This window comes from Allorhizocola rhizosphaerae (genome assembly GCF_003426775.1).
Classification (GTDB): Bacteria; Actinomycetota; Actinomycetes; order Mycobacteriales; family Micromonosporaceae; genus Allorhizocola; species Allorhizocola rhizosphaerae.
In genome coordinates this window covers 1-18199 of the sequence record NZ_QJUG01000044.1, presented here as the reverse complement: position 1 = coordinate 18199, position 18199 = coordinate 1, and the positions used below count along the sequence as shown (strand labels likewise).

Here is an 18199-nt window from a genome sequence, read left to right as displayed (position 1 = left end):
GACAAGGCGTAAAAATGACTTCGTCCCAGCCCCGCAATCGCCGTGCCGATGCCCAGCGCAGCAGGACGGCCATCATGAATGCCGCGGTCCGGGTGCTCAACACCGATCCCGACGCCGGGCTGGAAAAGATCGCCGTGGCCGCAGGCGTGACCCGCCAAACGGTCTATGCCCACTTCCCTTCCCGAGAGCATGTGCTTCTGGCAATCCTCGGCCAAGTCACCCAGGAAACCGTGGCCGCGATGGACGCCGCGGCGCCCGAAACCGGACCAGCCGCGGACGCGCTGCTGCGCCTGCTCGACGCCGCCACGCAGACAGTCGAGCGTTATTCCGCACCGCTGCTGCAAAAGATCAGCTTATTGCCGCTCAGCCCACAGGCCGACCACGAGCAGCACACCCCCATCGCCGCCCGCATCGAGCGGGTGATCCGGCGCGGCCGGAAATCCGGAGAGTTCGATGCGGCACTTCCCACCGGCTGGCTCGTCGCGGCCACCATCAAGCTCGCGCACACCGCGAGCGAGGAGGAGCAGGCGGGCCGTTTGTCCAAAAACGACGCACAGGACTCGCTCCACACCAGCCTGCTGCGCATGCTCGGTGCACGCGCCAAATAGCACCCCGACCTGGGTCATACCTCGTGGCCGTGATGGGGTTCACCTGCGCGGCTTCCTGCCGTCCACCTGATCAGAGCAGCCGGCGGCGTGCGACCGTGTAGCGCTCCAGCACCTGCGGATCCGGGGTGACGCCGATGCCGGTGCCGGTGGGCACAGCGACACACCCATCCGCGTCCAACACGAACGGCTCCGTCAAATCCTCGGCGTAGTAACGATTCGAGGCCGATGTGTCGCCCGGCAGCACAAACCCCGGCAGTGCCGCGAGCGCCAGATTGGCCGCCCTGCCCACACCTGTTTCGAGCATGCCGCCGCACCACACCGGCACACCCGCCGCAGCCGCCACGTCGTGGATGCGCCGCGCCTCAAGGTATCCGCCGACCCGCGACGGCTTGATATTGATGATGGAACATGCCCCCATCGCGATCGCCGCGGCAGCGTCCCGGGCGGAACCGATGGACTCGTCCAAACACACCGGTGTATCGATCAAGCCCGCGAGGCGCGCGTGCCCGCTCAGATCATCCGTGTCCAGCGGCTGCTCGATGAGCAGCAGCCCGAACTCGTCCAGCCGCCGCAGGTGCCGAGCATCCGTCAGCGAATATGCCGTGTTCGCGTCGACCTGCAGCGGCACGTCGTCACCGAACGCCTCCCGCACGGCGCGCACCGGCAACACGTCCCACCCGGGCTCGATTTTCAGCTTGATGCGCACATATCCCGCCTCCAGATAGGCGCCCACCTGCTCCAGCAACTGCGGGATCGTGTCCATGATGCCGACCGACACGCCCGCCGGAACGCGATCCACGACCGACCCCAGATAGGTGCGCAACGGCATGCCATACGAGCGCAGCTCCGCGTCCAGGATCGCGGTCTCCAGCACGGCCTTGGCCATGCGATGCCCCTTCACCCCACGCACCGCGGGCCCCACCCGCGCGGCCGTCACCTCCCGGTCCAGCCGCGGAATCAGGTGTTCGGCCAGCACGATCTCCGTGCCGGCCGAGAACTCCGACGAGTAGGCCGGATCCGGATCGCCACCGTACTCGCCCCACCCTTGCCCACCATCCGAAGTCAGCACGCGCAGCAGGAACGTGTCCCGTACCAAATCAATCCCAAAAGAGGTCCGGAACGCACCCACCAAAGGCATCCGGATGTGTATCAGCTCGATCCGCTCGATCCTCACGTGGACTTCTCCAATCGGTACCACCCGTCACGCGTCATCCCCGTTGCCACAAAACCGTTCGCGAACGCGGGCACCATGACCTCGCGCACCGCGACACGCCACCTGCCGGCCGAAGCGGGATCGGTGCGCCGCAATTCGACGATGTCGCGCGGCACCTGACACCACACCCCCTCGCCGCTTTTGACGAATTCGGGGCGCGGCGAGTCCGTGTCCAACCGCCACTGCACCGTCAGCCGGTCGGTCTCATCCATGCCCTGCACCCCGTCGTCCATCGGCCCGTAGAAATCAACGGAATACGCAACCGCCGTCGCGCCCAGCTTCATCAGATTGAACCGCGCATTGCGCCCGACCAACGGGTCGAACGTCCACCGCATCACCGTCGCGCCATGCCCGAGCGCCCACCGCCGCTGCGCCTGCTTGAGCGCATATCCGATCCCACGATCCGGCGCCCGCACCCCCGCCACCAACGAGTAGACGGTGTTGGCCGGTCCGAACACCGCCACCGATGCACCCGCAAGCGAGCCTGCCTCGTAGGCCGCGTGCACCGCGCCGCCCGCATGCGCCAGCGAACGCAGCAGATCGGGTGCGAAGATCCAGCGCCCGTCCGGCGCGCGCCAGATCTCGTTGAACAGCCGCGCCACCTCCCGCAGCCGATCCGGCTCGTGCACCAGCAGGATCCCTTGCTCCATCGTGCCAAGATAACGGCCGTGGACCTGTTCAACGCCCTCTATTCCGACGATGGCCGGCGCGACCCGTATCCCGTCTATGCCGCGTTGCGCCGGATCGGCCCGGTGGTCGAGGTGATGGACGGGTTCCTCATCGCCACGTCCTACGCCGCCGTCGACGAGGTGTTGCGCGACGCCAACTTCGGCGTCGAGCGGGCCCCGCTGATCGCGGACCAGACGTCCCTGCTCACCATGAACCCGCCCGATCACACCCGGGTGCGCCGCCTCATGTCCGGCGCCTTCACCCCGCGCCGCGTGCACGGCCTGCGCGACGCGATCGCTGACCAGGCCACGGCCCTGATCGACGCCATGCGCGGCGACGGAGGCGGCCGCGCCGACCTGATGGCCGACTTCGCCTACCGGCTGCCGGTCAACGTGATCTGCGAGCTGCTCGGGGTACCGGAGAAGGACCGCACCTGGTTCAGATCCGTCGCCGCCGACAGCACGGTCGTGCTGGAGGGCACAGCCACCCTGGAGGAGCTCGACGCGGCCCGCAGCGCGGGCGAGTTGCTGCGCGCCTACTTCAAGCACCTGGTCAAGGCGCGCCGGCCCGGCCTGATCGCCGACCTGGCCGAGGCGGACGGGCTCACCGAGGGCGAACTGCTCGGCAACCTGTCCCTGCTCCTGATCGCCGGATTCGAGACGACCAGCAACCTGATCGGCAACGGCGTCATGACCCTGCTCGAACACCCGTTCTCGAAATCCATCGACGATCCGGTCGCCTACGTCGAGGAGTTCCTGCGCTACGACTCACCCGTGCAGTTGACCTCCCGCATCGCCCTCGCCCCGACCGTCTTGAGTGGACGGAGCGTCCAGGCCGGCACCTACGTGCTGGCGCTCATCGGCTCGGCCAATCGCGACGAGGCCCGCTTCGACAACGCCGACCGGTTCGACCCGGCGCGGCCCAACAACGTGCCCATCTCGTTCGGCGCGGGCGCGCACTTCTGCCTGGGCGCGGCGCTGGCCCGGCTGGAGGCGCAGATCGCCTTCCCGCTTCTGCTGCAAGGACTTCCAGGCCTGCGCCTCGACGGCACTCCCGTCCGGCGGGAGCGTCTGGTCCTGCGCGGCTACGAATCGCTCCCGATAGCCTGGAACTGACCGAACCCGGTCACCGTGATCACGGCCTCGCCCGCCTCGTCGGACGCTTCGAGGTCAACCGTCGCCGTGATGTGCCAGTCGTGATTGGACTCCGGATCGGCGATGATCTGCCGCACCCGCCACTGCGCCGCACCCTCCTCGACCACGAAGAAGCGCGGCCCGCGCGCCTGCGGGCCGGTCGGGATCTCGTCGTGCTCGGCGAAGTATTCGTCCAAGGCGGAACGCCAATCCACGCCCTCGTCGAGTTGGTCATATCGCCGCAGTGCAGCCAGCTCAACCCGCCGGAACAACGCGTTGCGCACCTGCACCCGAAACGCCCGCACATTGCGCGTCACCGCCGGCGGGGCCGCCTCCTGGACCGGTTCACCGGGGTTCTGCAGCCGCTCCCACTCATCGAGCAGGCTCGAATCGACCTGCCTGACCAACTCGCCCAGCCATTCGATCAGATCATTGAGCTCTTCGGTTTTTGCATCATCCGGTACGGTCTGACGCAGCGCGCGATACGCGTCGGCCAAGTAGCGCAGCACGAGCCCTTCCGAGCGCGCCAGCCCATAGAAGCCAACATATTCGACGAACGTCATGCCCTTCTCGAACAGGTCGCGCACCACCGACTTCGGCGACAGGCGCGAGTCGGCCACCCACGGATGCCCCTTGCGATACGACTCGAACGCCACATCCAGCAACTGCTCCAGCGGTTTGGGGTAGGTGATGCCCTCCAGCAGCACCATCCGCTCCTCATATTCGATGCCGTCGGCCTTCATCTGCGCGACCGCCTCCGCCTTGGCCCGGTCCTGCTGGGCATACAGCACCTGGCGCGGATCCTCCAGAGTGGACTCGATGATGGACACGACGTCCAGCGCATACCCCGGTTCGTCCGGCGAGAGCAGCTCGATCGCCGCCACGGCGAACGGCGACAGCGGCTGGTTGAGCGCGAACCCCAGCTGCAGTTCGTCCACCACGCGGATCTTGCCGTCCTCCTGCGCCACGATCCCGGCCGCGCGCAGCCCGCGATAGATGGCGATCGCCCGCCGGATGTGGGCCCTTCGCGAGGCCGCAGGCTCGTGATTGTCGGTCAGCAGCTTGCGCATGTTGCCGAACACGTCGCCGCCGCGCTCGATGACGTTGAGCACCATCGCGTGCGACACGTGGAAGCTGGACGTCAGCGGCTCCGGCTCGGCCGCGACCAGCCGCTCGAACGTGGGCTGCCCCCACCCCACGAAACCCTCGGGCGGCTTCTTGCGCACGAGCTTGCGCAGCTTCTTCGGGTCGCTCGCGGCCTTGGCCACCGCCTTCTCATTTTCGATCACGTGATCGGGCGCCTGGACGATGACCCTGCCGAGCGTGTCGTAACCGGCGCGGCCCGCCCGTCCCGCTATCTGATGGAACTCGCGCGCCTTGAGCAAACGCATTTTCGTACCATCAAATTTATTTAAACCTGTGAATAGTACGGTGCGGATCGGCAGGTTGATCCCCACGCCCAGGGTGTCCGTCCCGCAGACCACCTTCAGCAGCCCGGCCTGCGCGAGCAACTCGACCAGGCGCCTGTATTTGGGCAGCATGCCCGCGTGGTGCACGCCGATGCCGTGGCGCACGAGCCGCGACAGCGTCTTGCCGAATCCCGCGGTGAACCGGAAGTTGCCGATCAGCTCGGCGATCGCGTCTTTCTCCGCCCGCGTGCACATGTTGATGCTCATCAGCGCGCTGGCCTGCTCCAGCGCGGCCGCCTGGGTGAAGTGCACGATGTAGACGGGAGCCTGGTGCGTGCTGAGCAGTTCCTCGATGGTCTCGTGCAGCGGCGTCAGGACATAGCTGTGCAGCAGCGGCACGGGCCGCTCGGTCGACGTGATGACGGCGGTCGATCGGCCGGTGCGCCGGGTCAGGTCCTCCTTGAACCGCGTGACATCGCCCAGCGTGGCCGACATGAGCACGAACTGCGCATTGGACAACTCCAGCAGCGGGATCTGCCACGCCCACCCACGATCCGGCTCGGCGTAGAAGTGGAACTCGTCCATGATGACCGTGCCCACGTCGGCCCCCGGGCCGTCGCGCAGCGCGAGGTTGGCCAGGATCTCGGCGGTGCAGCAGATGATCGGGGCGTCCGGGTTGACCGCCGCGTCGCCGGTCATCATTCCGACATTTTCCGGGCCGAAGATCGCGCACAGGGCGAAGAACTTCTCCGACACGAGCGCCTTGATCGGCGCGGTGTAGAAGCTACGGCTGCCGTGCGAAAGGGCCGCGAAGTGCGCCCCGACCGCGACCATGCTCTTGCCCGAGCCGGTCGGCGTGCTCAGGATCAGGTTCGCGCCGGTGACGATCTCGAACAGCGCCTCCTGCTGAGCCGTGTACAGAGACAGACCCTGATCCCCCGCCCAGGTCTCGAAGGCGTCGAGGATGGCTTCATCGGTCGGCTCAGGCAGGGAGGTCAGCGTCATAATCCCGCAATAGTGCCATGTCATTGGGGTGAGGCGAACCGTATGGGGCGAACATCGATCCCGTCATATACGCTGCGTGAGTAACGGACAAGATTGTGCGGTGGAGGCGGTCATGCTGGAAGACCCGTCGCCGGTCGTGGTTGACCTGGGAGGATTGCGCGAGATCGGCGAATGGCTGCGGCGCGAGGCGCAGCATTTGACGCAGGATCCCGCCCGTGAAGTCCACTTCGGACAATACTCCCCGTGCGGGGAGACCAACGCCGCGCGTTGGGCGGTGCTGACCGTGCTCGACGGGCACGCCGACCGGGCAGATCACCATAGACGTGACATCACGGCCATCGCGTCCGCTCTTAATGACGTGGTGACGCGATACGAGGCGGTCGACAGCGCGAGCGCAGGCAACCTGCGGAAGCTGGGCCGATGATCTGGAGCACGGCCTGGGAGGCCTACGACGTTCCCCGGCTTTGGGATGCGGTGCGCGGCGAGAGTGCGCCGATGGGCTGGGAGCAGGTGTTCGGTCTGCAGCGCCGGGCCGACCTGATGGGTGCGCACGCCGACGGGCTGCGCGCACGGCGTGAGCTGCTGGCCGAGGCGTGGCAGGGCCCGTCGGCCGGACCGATGCTCGGGCGCTGGGACGCGCTCATCGCCACGGCCGACGCGGAGGCGTCCACGCTGACGCTGGCCGCCCGCGGCCTGCACGGCATCATGAGCGCGCTGAGCGGGGCCAAAAAGCGCATCGAGCCGCTGCAGCGGCAGTGGAACGACATCACCAGCGACTGGATCCCCGAATACTGGGAGGAGGTCGCGGCCGAGCTCAACGACGACGCCCGCACGGCCATGCTCGTGGCCGCGGCCGAGATACGCGATCATCGCAGCCGCCTCGGGGTCGAGCCCACACCCGACGGGGCCACTTCGCCACCGCCCGCGCTGCCCGGATACCGGCCCGCGTCGGGTGCCCTGGCCGGTGCTCCGGCGCCCGTCCCGGCCCTGGCCGGACAGCCCGTGTCGATGCTGCCCATCCCGCCCGGCAACCCATATGCGCCGCAAGGCGGGGCCTACCTGCTGCCGGGGCCGGGCGTGGGGCCGCACGGGATGGTGGTGCAGATGGCCGGTGGGCCGCCGCCCGCCAGCACGCGGCGCCGGTCCAGCTGGGAGATCGCGGTCGGCGTGCCGCCGGTGATCCAGCCGGTCACCAACGCGCCCGGCAAACCCACGGCCGAGGCGATCGCACAGTTCGACGACTGGTTTAAAACATTCGCCACGCCTTGGCGCGCTCGCTAGTCTGCGCCACGTGACCTCGACCCCGCTGATCCGGCGGCACCTCACGCCCGCCGAAACCGGCCCGGCGTTGCGGGCACTGTACGATTGGACCCCGGGCGACTCGCCCCGTGACGGCCTTCACCCGGGCGACCTGGGGTGGTATTTGCGGTTTGACGATGCCGTCGTCTACTCCTGGCAGTTTGGTGAAGCACCGGCGGCGGTGGGCTTTCTCGACGGCCCCGTGCTGCGGGTCGCCACCGCGCCCGGCGCCGACCTGGCGGCGCTCGCTGCCGACGCGCTGCAGCTGCTGGAGCCGGGCAACGACTGGTGCGACGGCCTGCTCATTCCCGGATGGGCACGGGAGTCGGAAGACCCCTGGGTCGTCATGGCATGGACGCCGCGGCCGGTGTCGAGCCGCGCGTTGCCAGTGCTCGCCGCCGACATCGCCGACCGGGTGATCGTGCAGCGGTCGGCGTTCGACGGATCCACGTTCACCGTGGAACGCTGGCACAACATGCGGCAGTCGCCCGCGGGTGGGCAGTGCGCGGACGTTCTCGTGCGCACGCCCGCAGGCGAGCCGGCCGCCGCCGCGACCGGATGGTTCGCGGGCGTGGGCCGGTGCGGGCTGCTCGAACCGGTTGGCACGCATCGGGATCATCGCGGGCACGGCTATGGGCGTGACGCGGTGCTGGGTGCGTGCGCGGCGCTTGCCTCGCAAGGTGCGAGCGCCGTCGCGGTCGCGACACCGTCCACAAACGACGCCGCGGTGGCGCTCTATCGCTCCGCCGGGTTCACCGTCGTGCGCGAGACTCGCGCCTGGGCTCGCGCTCAACCAGCTTGAACAGCGCGCCGATCTCGCCCGGGTTGAGCCGGCGGTGCCGGCCAACGCGCAGGTCGCCCAGCTTGATCGGGCCGATGGACGTGCGCACCAGGCGCTGCACCGGGAAGCCGAGCGCGTCGAACATGCGGCGCACGATGCGGTTGCGTCCCTCGTGCAGCACGAGCTCGATCAGGGCAAACTTGTCGATGGCCTGCACGAGCTTGAACGAGTCGACCCGCGCGATGCCATCCTCAAGCTCGACACCGGACTGCAGCGCCCGGCCCACCGCACGCGGCAGCGGCCCCTGCACCTCGACCATGTAGGTCTTGGGCACCTCATAGGACGGATGCGTCAGCTTGTGCGCGAGCGTGCCGTCGTTGGTGAGCAGCATCAGCCCCTCGGTGTCGGCGTCGAGCCGGCCCACGTGGTAGACACGCACCCCCAGGTCGCCGATGTAGTCCGCGATCGCCTCGCGGCCCAGCTCGTCGGCCATCGTCGACACGACCCCGCGCGGCTTGTTGATCGCCAGGTACACCAGCCGGGTGTCGGTCACCACGCGCTGCCCATCGACGTGGATCACCGCCGTTTCGGCGTCCACCTTGTCGCCCAGGGTCGCGCGCTTGCCGTCCACGGTCACCCGGCCACGCCCGATCAGGTCCTCGCATGCGCGCCGGGACCCGATGCCCGCGGCCGCGAGCACCTTTTGCAGCCTTTCCTCAGCCACCTGCGGCCACCTCGTCCAGATTGTCGGGCAGGAACGGCGCCAGCGGCGGCAATTGCTCCACCGAATCGAGCCCCAGCTTTTCCAAGAACAGATTTGTCGTACGGTACAGATGCGCGCCGGAGTCGGGGTCGGTGCCGCACTCCTCGATCATGCCGCGGGTGATCAGCGTGCGGATCACACCGTCGCAGTTGACTCCGCGGATCGCCGACACGCGCGACCGGGACACGGGCTGCTTGTATGCGATCACGGCGAGGGTCTCCAACGACGCCTGCGTGAGCCGCATCTGCTGCCCGTCGAGCACAAACTTCTCCACATAGGACGAATAGTCGGCCCGCGTGTAGAACCGCCAGCCACCCGCCGCACGCCTCAGGTCGAACCCGCGGCCGTCGCGCGTGTAGGCCGCGGACAGATCGATCAGTGCGTTGGCGATCATCTCCGCCGGCACGTCGAGCACACCCGCGAGGGTAATCTCGCTCACCGGCTCGTCCACCACCATCAGGATGGCCTCAAGCGCGGGCACCAGCTCGCTCTCGTCCAGTTGACGGGGCGGCATTTCGTCCACATCGGACACCCGTTGCGCGGGTAGAGCCACCGCACCGCCGGGCGCATCAACCCCGGCTGCCACGCCAGGTCCGGCCACCTCGGGGGCACCCGCCTTGCTCCGCGGCCGCACCCGCGCCCGCGCAGGCGGCGGCACCGGCACAACCTCTGCCACATCCGCACCCGCAGCAGCGTCCACACCAGACTGCACGACGCCGGGCAGGTCCACGACCACGCCCGCATCGTCCGCCTGCTTCGCGCCCCCGGTGTCCAGCCACCGCGCACCCGCCAGCCCGACCCACTGCCGCGGCAGATCCGCATCAACGCGTGTCTCGGCCGCCGACTCCCCCGCCGACTCGGCCACGTCCGACTCAGCCACGTCCGACTCAGCCACGTCCGCATCAGCCGTCGTCGCCGCAGCGTCGCCCTCAGCCTCCGTCCCGACCAAGCCCGCTGGCTCCTCAGCGGCTGCCATGGCCTCGCCAACCCCGCCGCCTCCGGCCGTGGGCGACTCAACCTCGGGCGTCACGTCGCGCTCAGGCCCATCCGATTCGGCTGCGCCGCCCGGTTCGTGGCTCGCACCCGGCTCGGCCGCGTCAACCTCGTCGCCCATGCTGCCGTGGGAGGACGCCCCGGATGCGGGTCGCTGCCATGGCGGCACCCAGGTCGCGGCGTTGGCCGCCAGATCGTCACTCATCGCTCTCGGTCCCCCCGGCCGCAGCCTCGGCCGTATCTTCGCGCATCTCTTCCTGCTCATACTCGTCGAAGTGGAGGGCGGTCGGCGTACTGTCCCCACCAGTCCACCGGACGTTCAACTCGCCCAGCGCCTGCATCTGATCGAATCCGACCAGCCCTTCACGATAGAGCTCCAGCAACGCGAGGAATCGGGCGACCACCTCCAACGTGTTCACACAGTCGCTTGTCAGCACCCGGAAGCTCGCCGCTCCCAGCTCGATCAACTTCAGCCGCAGGATCTCGGCGTGCTCCCGCACGCTCACCCGCACCTGGTGGATGTGCGCGATCGACACGGCCGGCGGGGGCGCCTTAGGTGTGAACGCCTTGGCCGCCAACTTGGCCAGCCGCTCGGGCCCGATCCCCAGCACGAGCTCCGGCAAGGCCTCCGCGAACCGGGCCTCCAACGCGACCAACCTGGGCCAGCGCCGTTCCCCGACCTCCGACAGCGCGGCGATATGCGCCGCTGCCTGCTTGAATGCCCGATATTGCAGCAGCCGGGCAAACAGCAGGTCACGCGCCTCCAGCAGCGCCAGGTCTTCCTCGTTTTCGACGTCCGCCGCGGGCAGCAGCCGCGCCGCCTTCAGGTCCAGCAGCGTGGCCGCGATGACCAAGAATTCGCTCGCCTCGTCCAGGTCCCACTGGTCGCCCATGGACCGGATGTGCGCGATGAAGTCGTCGGTCACCTGGTGCAGCGCGACCTCGGTCACATCCAGCTTGTGCTTGCCAATCAGCTGCAACAGCAGGTCGAACGGGCCCTCGAAGTTGGTCAGCCGCACGGTGAAGCGCGCCGAACCGGACGGTTCAGCGGGCAGGACTTCCGCGGAGCTCACCGACAAAGATTAGCGGGCCGCCTGGGCCGCGATCACTTCGCGGGCCAGCTGACGGTAATTGCGCGCCCCGGACGAGGCCGGATCCAGCGAGGTGATCGGCGCGCCCGCGACAGTCGACTCCGGGAACTTCACCGTCTTGGTGATCACCGTTTGGTACACCTTGTCGCCGAAAGCCTCCACGACCCGCTGCAGCACCTGCCGGCAGTGCGTGGTCCGGCTGTCATACATCGTGGCCAGGATGCCTTCCAACTCCAGGTCGAAGTTGAGCCGCTCACGCACCTTGTCGATCGTGTCCAGCAGCAGCGCCACGCCGCGCAGGCTGAAGAACTCGCACTCCAGCGGCACGAGCACGCCATGGCTCACGGTCAGCGCGTTGATCGCCAGCAAGCCCAGCGACGGCTGGCAGTCGATCAGGATGAAGTCGTATTCCTTGCGCACGTTGCGCAGCACCCGCGCCAGCGCCATCTCCCGCGCGACCTCGTTGACCAGCTGGATCTCGGCCGCCGACAGGTCGATGTTGGCCGGCAGCAGGTGCAGGTTGGCCACGTCGGTCTTGATCAGCACGTCCTCGGCCACTACGTCGTCCTGCATGAGCAGGTTGTAGACCGAGAGATCAAGGTTGTGCGGATTGACCCCGAGCCCGACCGAAAGCGCGCCCTGCGGGTCGAAGTCGACCAGCAGCACCTTGCGCCCATATTCGGCCAGTGCCGCGCCGAGATTGATGGTCGTGGTCGTCTTGCCGACCCCGCCCTTCTGGTTCGCCATGGAGATGATCCGGGCAGGGCCATGCCGGTCGGTCGGCATCGGCTCAGGGATTTCCTTGCGCGCCGTGTAGGCGGAGGGATCCGCCGGCCCGAGGTCAGCGCTCAGGTCCATGCTGGAGGTCTCCGCCCGAAGCGTCGAGGTCCATGCCTCTGCCCGCTCGCTGCCTGCCATCCTGTTTCGCCCTTCCGCCCTATCACGAAGGACTGTACGTCACCGCGTGTCCGCCACGCAGACAGACACGCGGTGACAAGGCATCAAGCGAGCACCTGTTCCAAAGTCAAATAGGGAAGGTGGTGCGCCTCGGCCACCGGCCCGTAGGTCAGATAGCCGTCAAAGGTGTTGAGCCCCAACGCAAGCGCGCGGTCTTTGCGCAGCGCGTCGCGCCATCCGTGGTTGGCCAGTTGGATGGCGTACGGCAGGGTGACATTTGTGAGCGCGAAAGTCGACGTGTGCGGCACGGCGCCGGGCATGTTGGCCACGCAGTAGAAGACCGACTCGTGGACCTGGTACACCGGGTCGGCGTGCGTGGTCGGGTGCGAGTCCTCGAAGCACCCGCCCTGGTCGATCGAGATGTCGACCAGCACGCTGCCGCGCTTCATCCGGCGGACCATGTCATTGGTCACCAGTGTCGGCGCCTTCGCGCCGGGCACGAGCACCGCACCGATGACCAGGTCGGCCTCAAGCACGGCGTGCTCCAGCTCATAGGCGTTCGACATGACCGTCCGAACGCGACCGTGGAACAGCTGGTCGGCCTGCCGCAGCCGGTTGATGTTCAGGTCCAGCAGCACGACCTCGAACCCGAGCCCGTTGGCGATCGTGGCCGCGTTCATGCCCGAGACACCCGCGCCGATCACGACGGCCTTCGCGGGCCGCACGCCCGGCACTCCGCCCGGCAGCAGGCCGCGCCCACCGTTGAAGCGCATCAGGTGATATGCCCCGACCTGCGGCGCGAGCCGCCCGGCCACCTCGCTCATCGGCGCGAGCAGGGGCAGCGACCGATCGGCGGTCTCCACGGTCTCGTAGGCGATGCCTGTCACCTTCTGCGTGAGCAGCGCGTCCGTGCACTGCTTCGACGCCGCCAGATGCAGGTAGGTGAACAGCACCTGCCCGGGCCGCATCCGGTCGTATTCCTCGGCGATCGGTTCCTTGACCTTCAAAACCATTTCCGCGGTACCCCAAACGTCCTCGGGCGTGTCGAGGATGCGCGCGCCTGCGGCCCGATACTCGTCATCGGTGATTGTCGAGCCGAGGCCGGCGCCGCTCTCGACGTACACCTCGTGGCCATTGCGGACGAACTCGTTGACGCCCGCCGGGGTGATCGCCACGCGATACTCGTGGTTCTTGACCTCGCGGGGGATTCCGACCTTCACAGTGCCCTCCTGTGCCTGCGACGGTGTGAGCGGCCCCGTTGCCGCTCTTCGCGGAACACCGTCCGGGCGGTGAGTCTAGGTCTGGTATACCCCGGTTGCTCCCGGCAACCTGTCAGCCACTGTAGATCAACTCTGACACAATGCCAGGGAATTGACCGGCTTCCCTAGACTGGCGCGCATGCCGCGGCGTACGGGGATCGCCTGCCTCCTCCTGATCGTTGGTCTCTGCCTGACGGCGTCAGGGCCCATTGAACGGCCGTGGGTGGCTTCCCTCCGGCTCGCCGCACCTTCGAAGCTCGCCGACCAGCCTGTGCACATTCGTGTCGCCGGGCTGCCCAAGGGCGAACCGATCACCGTGACCACGGAGGCCGTGGACGCCGCGGCGGCGCGGTGGCGCGGCGAGGCGCGATTCCGGGCCGATGCGTCCGGCGTGGTGGATCTCGACCGGGATGCCCCGGTTACGGGCACCTATTCGGGCGCGGACGGCATGGGCCTGTTCTGGTCGATGGTGCCAGCCAACGGCGACGACCCCGACAAACATGTGTTTTTCCGGACGGCTGCCGAGCCCGGCGGCTTCTTCGAGATCCGGCTGGCCGTGCGCGCCCGCGGCCGCGAGATCGCCCACTCCGTACGGCGTCGTGAATGGACGATCCCGGGAGTAACACATCGCAAGCTCACCCTCGCGGCCGACGGTGTCATCGGCGATCTGTTTCTTCCCCCACCCGAAGGGGCCAAGAGCGTGGCCGTCCTTGTCTTCGGCGGCTCTGAAGGCGGCAACTTCCTGCGGCACGATGCCGCACTGTTCGCGTCGCATGGCTTTCCCGCGCTGTCGCTGGCCTACTTTGCCGACACCGGCCTGCCCAGCACGCTGCGCGACATCCCGCTGGAGTACTTCGCCGCCGCGCTCAACCAGCTGCGCACCCTGTCTGGACCTGGCGTGAGGCGCCTCGTGGTCATGGGCTACTCACGCGGCGCCGAGGTGGCCCTTCTGCTGGCGGAGCATTTTCCGCAACTGGTCGACGGTGCGGTCCTCTACTCGCCGAACCAATACATATGGGGTTCTTATCCACCCGGCGGGGCCGCGTGGACCCGCGACGGCCGGCCACTTGCTGGCCGAGGCCCGATCCCGGTCGACCATGTGACCGCACGGGTGCTGGCCATCGCCGGCGAAGACGACAACCTTTGGCCCGCGGCCATCTCCGCGCGCAGCATCGCCTCCAGCGTGCGTGGCGCCGTACCGCCGTTGATCTATCCGGAGGCCGGTCACGCCGTCGGCACGTTTCCCTACCAGCCCACGGGGATCCGGTTCAACCACCCGCTCACCGGCGTCCGCATCGAGCTGGGCGGCAGCCGTCAGGCCGACGCCGCGGCCCGGCGTGACGGCTGGCCCAGGGTGCTCGCCTTCCTGAATCTCGGCAGCGGGTGAGCTCGGACGCTTCGCGATCGACCTCACCCGCGCCAAAAGCACGGCTTCGCCTGAACGGAGTCAACCCACTGGAGCGGCAGAAATCGTCAAGCCAGGCGCACCGCGGCGGCGAGGAGCCCGGCGACGCTCGCGGCGTTGGTGATCTCGCCCTTGAACACCATGTCCACGGCCTCGCGCAGCGGGAACCGGCGGACCTGCATGTCGGCCTCCTCCGCGACACGCACGTGCCGGTGGTCGTCGTGCACGTCTGCCAGCTCTCGTGCCAGGTAGATCCGGATCGACTCGTTGGTGAAGCCCGGCGACAGGTGCAGGTCGAGCAGGTGTTCCAGGCTGCCCGCGACCAGGTCGGTCTCCTCGTTGAGCTCCCGCCGGGCGGTGTCGGCCGGGTCCTCGCCGTCGACGTCGAGCAACCCGGCCGGCAGCTCCCACAAGTAGTCGCGCACCGCGTGCCGGTATTGCCGCACGAGCACCACCCGGCCCTCGCCATCGATCGGCACGACGCCCACGGCATGCAGCTTGGTCACCACATCGCGGGGATGCACCTGCCCATCGGGCATCCGCACCATGTCGGCAACCACGCTGAAGATGCGCCCGTGGTACTTCTCGACACTCTCGACCACCTCGTACAAAGTTTTAACTCCGTTCAGGCGAAGCCGTGCTCTTGGCGCGGTAGGGCTCGGCCGCGAAGCGGTCCGAGCCCTACCGCGGCCCGGAAAGAGAGTTCACACTCCCGCGGACACGCCCGGCAATTGGTCCGCCTGAGCGTATGCGATGGACGCTCCGACCAGACCGGAGAACAGCGGGTGCGGCCGCGTCGGGCGGCTCTTGAGCTCCGGGTGTGCCTGCGTGGCCACGAAATATGGATGCAGCTCCCGATCCATCTCGACGAATTCGACGAGCTTTCCATCCGGACTGGTACCCGACACAAGCAGCCCCGAGCGGGAAAGAGCGTCCCGATAGGCGTTGTTGACCTCGTATCGATGCCGGTGCCGCTCCGTGACCTCGACCGTGCCGTAAAGCTCCGCCACGATCGAGCCCGGCGTGAGCTTGGCCACATAGGACCCCAGCCGCATGGTCCCGCCCATGTCGCCCTTGCCCGCCACGATGTCCTCCTGGTCGGCCATGGTCGAGATGATCGGGTCGGGTGTGCGCTCGTCGAACTCCGACGACGACGCCCGCGCGATCCCAGCCACATCGCGCGCCACCTCGATCGCCATGCACTGCAGGCCCAGGCACAGGCCCAACGTCGGGATCTTGTTCTCCCGCGCGTACCGCACCGCGCCGATCTTGCCCTCGATCCCCCGCACACCGAACCCGCCCGGGATCACCACACCGTCCACTTGCGACAGCGCCTTGGCCGCGCCCTCGGGCGTCTCGCAGTCGTCGCTGGCCACCCAGCGCAGGTTGACCTTGGCCCGATGATGGAAGCCCGCCGCCCGGATGGCCTCCGACACCGACAGGTATGCGTCGGGCAGGTCGATGTATTTGCCGACGAGCGCGATCGTCACCTCGTGGATCGGGTGGTGCACGCGCTCCAGCAGGTCGTCCCACGCGGTCCAGTCGACGTCGCGGAACGAGAGCCCGAGCCTCCGTACCACATAGGCGTCGAGGCCTTCCCGATGCAGCACCTTCGGGATGTCGTAGATGCTCGGCGCGTCCGGCGCGGAGACCACCGCCTCCTGGTCGACGTCGCAGTACAGCGCGAGTTTGCGTTTCATGTTGGCCGGGATGTCGCGGTCGGACCGGCACACCAGCGCGTCGGGCTGGATGCCGATGTTGCGCAGCGCGGCCACGGAGTGCTGCGTCGGCTTGGTCTTGAGCTCCCCCGACGGCGCAAGATAGGGCACGAGCGACACGTGCAGGTAGAAGCAGTTGTCCCGGCCGATGTCGTGCCGGATCTGGCGGATGGCCTCCAGGAACGGCAGCGACTCGATGTCGCCCACCGTGCCGCCCACCTCGGTGATCACGACATCGGGCGTGCGCCCGTGGTCGTCAGGCGAGGCCATGGCCCGGATCCGCGACTTGATCTCGTTGGTGATGTGCGGGATGACCTGGACGGTGTCGCCCAGGTATTCACCGCGCCGCTCCTTGGCGATCACGGCGGAGTAGATCTGCCCCGTGGTGACGTTGGCCTTGGCGGAGAGGTCGCGGTCGAGGAAACGTTCGTAATGCCCGATGTCCAGATCGGTCTCGGCGCCGTCGTCGGTGACGAAGACCTCGCCGTGCTGGAACGGGTTCATGGTGCCCGGGTCGACGTTGAGGTACGGGTCGAGCTTCTGCATGACGACGCGCAGACCGCGCGCGGTGAGCAGATTGCCGAGGCTGGAGGCGGTCAGGCCTTTCCCAAGGGAGGAGGCCACACCCCCCGTCACGAAGATGTGCTTAGTCACTGATGATGTCATCGTCCGCGCCACGGGATTTCACACTAACATCGCGTGCGCTTGTTCCCGCAAGACCGGGTGTTCGATCGGCAGCGTGTTCGAGCACGCGCAGCGCCGTGAGAGTGAGCAGCGGCACAGCCGTGGCGGCTGCGGCGCCCGCGACGTTGAGCGCGGCCCCGCCGAGCACGCCCGCGATCAGGGTGGCCACGGCCATGCCGGTCGCTGTGGCCCGCACGGCCGGGTAGATCCCGAATAGCCTCTTCAGCCCGCCCCACGGGCGCATGAGCACCGCCCAGACGAAGACGGCGGCCGCGATGGCGAGGATGGTCAGCGCGCTGGAGACGAACGTGCTCACGTTGTTCAACGCCACCCGATGCAGGGTGAGTGAAGCCGTACCCTCTGAAAATTGGTTTAAAAGACGGCCCAGGCTGCCTTGATGTTCCACGGGGCGGCCGATGTCGACCAGTGCGAAGCCCAGCGTGACAACGAGGCCGGCCAGGACCGCCCAGGCCAGACGGGTGAAGGTGAGCCAGCCACCGGCGGCGAGCGCGGCGGCGAGGCAGACCCCGGCGGTCAGCGCGACCGCTCCCCCGGCGTCGGCGCCCAGGTTGGGGCTGCCCATGAGCACGATCGCGACCGCGCCGATGCCGACGATCGATATTGTGCGGTACCGCTGCGGCGTCACGTGAGCCAGCCAGCCCGCCGCCATGAGCGCGCCCGCAATGAAGACGCCCATGACAACGATGCCCACACCGGCGAACCGGCCGCCCTGCAGCGCCGAATACCCCACCACGCCGTTGAGCTGCAGCCGCGACCCCGTCACGAGGTCGAGGCAGATCACCGCCGCGGCGATCGACGACACCACGCCGAGCGGGGTCAGCGTCTGCGTGATGCGTGGCAGCCGGGTCACGCCGAACGTCAGCAGCGCGGTCAGGGCGAGCGTGATCCCGATGAAGATCGGGCCCGCAAGCCCCGACCGCCACCACGGAAACGCGTCCGCCATGATCGCTGACGGCAGCACCAGACCGGCGCCGATCAGCACGGTCTCTGCCCCGCGCGGCGACCGCTTGCGCTGCAACAGCCGAAGCATGGCCACGAACAACGCGATCTGCAGCGCGGCGAGCCCGGTGAAGAACCAGCGCGACACGCCGAGCGCGGCCGAGGCGCGCCGGTCGGCGTCGGCCAGCGCTGCCAAAGCCGCCGTGAGATCGTCCGGGCGGCCCGGGGCCGACGCGGCGGGCGCACCGGCGAAGATGCGCTCCGGCGGCTCGCGGCCCAGTACACGCAGGGCGGTCGGAGCCAGATCCACCA

Annotated in this window: 16 protein-coding genes and 1 pseudogene; 6 read left to right on the top strand and 11 right to left on the bottom strand. The window is 68.3% G+C overall.

What is annotated here, in order from left to right:
* Positions 1 to 74 precede the first annotated feature (74 nt).
* Positions 75 to 608 carry a TetR/AcrR family transcriptional regulator gene (locus tag DM816_RS11880; protein WP_211588648.1) on the top strand — a complete coding sequence of 178 codons (534 nt, stop codon included), beginning with the start codon at positions 75 to 77 and terminating at the stop codon, positions 606 to 608.
* 70 nt (positions 609 to 678) lie between these two features.
* Here DM816_RS11880 and menC read toward each other — a convergent pair whose 3' ends face one another.
* Together menC and DM816_RS11870 are read right to left on the bottom strand one after the other, a co-directional pair.
* Entirely contained in the window at positions 679 to 1782 is a 1104-nt protein-coding gene (menC, locus tag DM816_RS11875; protein ID WP_117210228.1) for an o-succinylbenzoate synthase, read from the bottom strand.
* Entirely contained in the window at positions 1779 to 2471 is a 693-nt protein-coding gene (locus DM816_RS11870; RefSeq protein WP_117210227.1) for a chorismate synthase, read from the bottom strand. The genes menC and DM816_RS11870 overlap by 4 nt, the downstream gene beginning before the upstream one ends.
* An 18-nt stretch (positions 2472 to 2489) precedes the next feature.
* Between DM816_RS11870 and DM816_RS11865 the strand changes: the two genes are divergently transcribed.
* The gene (locus tag DM816_RS11865; RefSeq protein WP_246001899.1) at positions 2490 to 3605 is read left to right on the top strand and encodes a cytochrome P450; all 1116 of its coding nucleotides are present in this window, start codon (positions 2490 to 2492) and stop codon (positions 3603 to 3605) included.
* Here the strand turns inward: DM816_RS11865 and DM816_RS11860 are convergent.
* Positions 3575 to 6037, bottom strand: a complete 2463-nt coding sequence (locus DM816_RS11860) for a DEAD/DEAH box helicase (RefSeq protein WP_117210226.1) — start codon at positions 6035 to 6037, stop codon at positions 3575 to 3577. The two genes, DM816_RS11865 and DM816_RS11860, sit on opposite strands and share 31 nt — an antisense overlap.
* 76 nt (positions 6038 to 6113) lie before the next feature.
* Here DM816_RS11860 and DM816_RS11855 point away from each other — a divergent pair, with 76 nt between their 5' ends.
* The 3 genes from DM816_RS11855 to DM816_RS11845 are packed head-to-tail and all read left to right on the top strand — an operon-like array spanning position 6114 to position 8138.
* Entirely contained in the window at positions 6114 to 6461 is a 348-nt protein-coding gene (locus DM816_RS11855) for a hypothetical protein (protein ID WP_162907361.1), read from the top strand.
* On the top strand, positions 6458 to 7318 hold the full coding sequence (locus tag DM816_RS11850) for a hypothetical protein (protein ID WP_117210224.1): 861 nt from the start codon (positions 6458 to 6460) through the stop codon (positions 7316 to 7318). The genes DM816_RS11855 and DM816_RS11850 overlap by 4 nt, the downstream gene beginning before the upstream one ends.
* A gap of 10 nt (positions 7319 to 7328) precedes the next feature.
* Positions 7329 to 8138 (top strand): GNAT family N-acetyltransferase, encoded by an 810-nt coding sequence (locus tag DM816_RS11845; RefSeq protein ID WP_246001898.1) that lies wholly within the window; start codon positions 7329 to 7331, stop codon positions 8136 to 8138.
* Here the strand turns inward: DM816_RS11845 and DM816_RS11840 are convergent.
* From DM816_RS11840 to ald, 5 genes are all read right to left on the bottom strand, one after another.
* On the bottom strand, positions 8089 to 8841 hold the full coding sequence (locus tag DM816_RS11840) for a pseudouridine synthase (RefSeq protein WP_246001897.1): 753 nt from the start codon (positions 8839 to 8841) through the stop codon (positions 8089 to 8091). The genes DM816_RS11845 and DM816_RS11840 overlap by 50 nt on opposite strands.
* A complete protein-coding gene (gene scpB, locus DM816_RS45750; protein WP_117210222.1) occupies positions 8834 to 10078 on the bottom strand; it encodes an SMC-Scp complex subunit ScpB in 1245 nt (414 codons plus the stop codon). The genes DM816_RS11840 and scpB overlap by 8 nt, the downstream gene beginning before the upstream one ends.
* Positions 10071 to 10946 carry a segregation and condensation protein A gene (locus DM816_RS11830; RefSeq protein ID WP_211588646.1) on the bottom strand — a complete coding sequence of 292 codons (876 nt, stop codon included), beginning with the start codon at positions 10944 to 10946 and terminating at the stop codon, positions 10071 to 10073. The genes scpB and DM816_RS11830 overlap by 8 nt, the downstream gene beginning before the upstream one ends.
* A gap of 9 nt (positions 10947 to 10955) precedes the next feature.
* Positions 10956 to 11882: a ParA family protein gene (locus DM816_RS11825; protein WP_117210220.1), complete on the bottom strand. Its 927-nt coding sequence runs from the start codon at positions 11880 to 11882 to the stop codon at positions 10956 to 10958.
* A gap of 83 nt (positions 11883 to 11965) precedes the next feature.
* Complete coding sequence (ald, locus tag DM816_RS11820; RefSeq protein WP_117210219.1) at positions 11966 to 13081, bottom strand: alanine dehydrogenase; 1116 nt, start codon at positions 13079 to 13081, stop codon at positions 11966 to 11968.
* A 178-nt stretch (positions 13082 to 13259) separates the two neighbouring features.
* Here ald and DM816_RS11815 point away from each other — a divergent pair, with 178 nt between their 5' ends.
* On the top strand, positions 13260 to 14507 hold the full coding sequence (locus tag DM816_RS11815; RefSeq protein WP_117210218.1) for an acyl-CoA thioesterase/BAAT N-terminal domain-containing protein: 1248 nt from the start codon (positions 13260 to 13262) through the stop codon (positions 14505 to 14507).
* 86 nt (positions 14508 to 14593) lie between these two features.
* On the opposite strand, the gene DM816_RS11810 is transcribed toward DM816_RS11815, so the two are convergent.
* From DM816_RS11810 to DM816_RS11800, 3 genes and pseudogenes are all read right to left on the bottom strand, one after another.
* A complete protein-coding gene (locus tag DM816_RS11810) occupies positions 14594 to 15073 on the bottom strand; it encodes an NUDIX domain-containing protein (protein WP_117210255.1) in 480 nt (159 codons plus the stop codon).
* A gap of 156 nt (positions 15074 to 15229) precedes the next feature.
* The gene (locus DM816_RS11805; RefSeq protein ID WP_117210254.1) at positions 15230 to 16909 is read right to left on the bottom strand and encodes a CTP synthase; all 1680 of its coding nucleotides are present in this window, start codon (positions 16907 to 16909) and stop codon (positions 15230 to 15232) included.
* A pseudogene (locus tag DM816_RS11800) lies at positions 16890 to 18199 on the bottom strand (hypothetical protein); the annotation flags it as partial. The pseudogene DM816_RS11800 and the gene DM816_RS11805, both read right to left, overlap by 20 nt.

Excerpts from the sequence above, each read along its gene's own strand:
- DM816_RS11880 (WP_211588648.1), top strand. The coding sequence starts at position 75 with ATGAATGCCGCGGTCCGGGTGCTCAACACCGATCCCGACGCCGGGCTG.
- DM816_RS11870 (WP_117210227.1), bottom strand. The coding sequence starts at position 2,471 with ATGGAGCAAGGGATCCTGCTGGTGCACGAGCCGGATCGGCTGCGGGAG.
- DM816_RS11860 (WP_117210226.1), bottom strand. The coding sequence starts at position 6,037 with ATGACGCTGACCTCCCTGCCTGAGCCGACCGATGAAGCCATCCTCGAC.
- DM816_RS11850 (WP_117210224.1), top strand. The coding sequence starts at position 6,458 with ATGATCTGGAGCACGGCCTGGGAGGCCTACGACGTTCCCCGGCTTTGG.
- scpB (WP_117210222.1), bottom strand. The coding sequence starts at position 10,078 with ATGAGTGACGATCTGGCGGCCAACGCCGCGACCTGGGTGCCGCCATGG.
- DM816_RS11825 (WP_117210220.1), bottom strand. The coding sequence starts at position 11,882 with ATGGCAGGCAGCGAGCGGGCAGAGGCATGGACCTCGACGCTTCGGGCG.
- DM816_RS11815 (WP_117210218.1), top strand. The coding sequence starts at position 13,260 with ATGCCGCGGCGTACGGGGATCGCCTGCCTCCTCCTGATCGTTGGTCTC.
- DM816_RS11810 (WP_117210255.1), bottom strand. The coding sequence starts at position 15,073 with ATGGTGCGGATGCCCGATGGGCAGGTGCATCCCCGCGATGTGGTGACC.
- DM816_RS11805 (WP_117210254.1), bottom strand. The coding sequence starts at position 16,909 with ATGACATCATCAGTGACTAAGCACATCTTCGTGACGGGGGGTGTGGCC.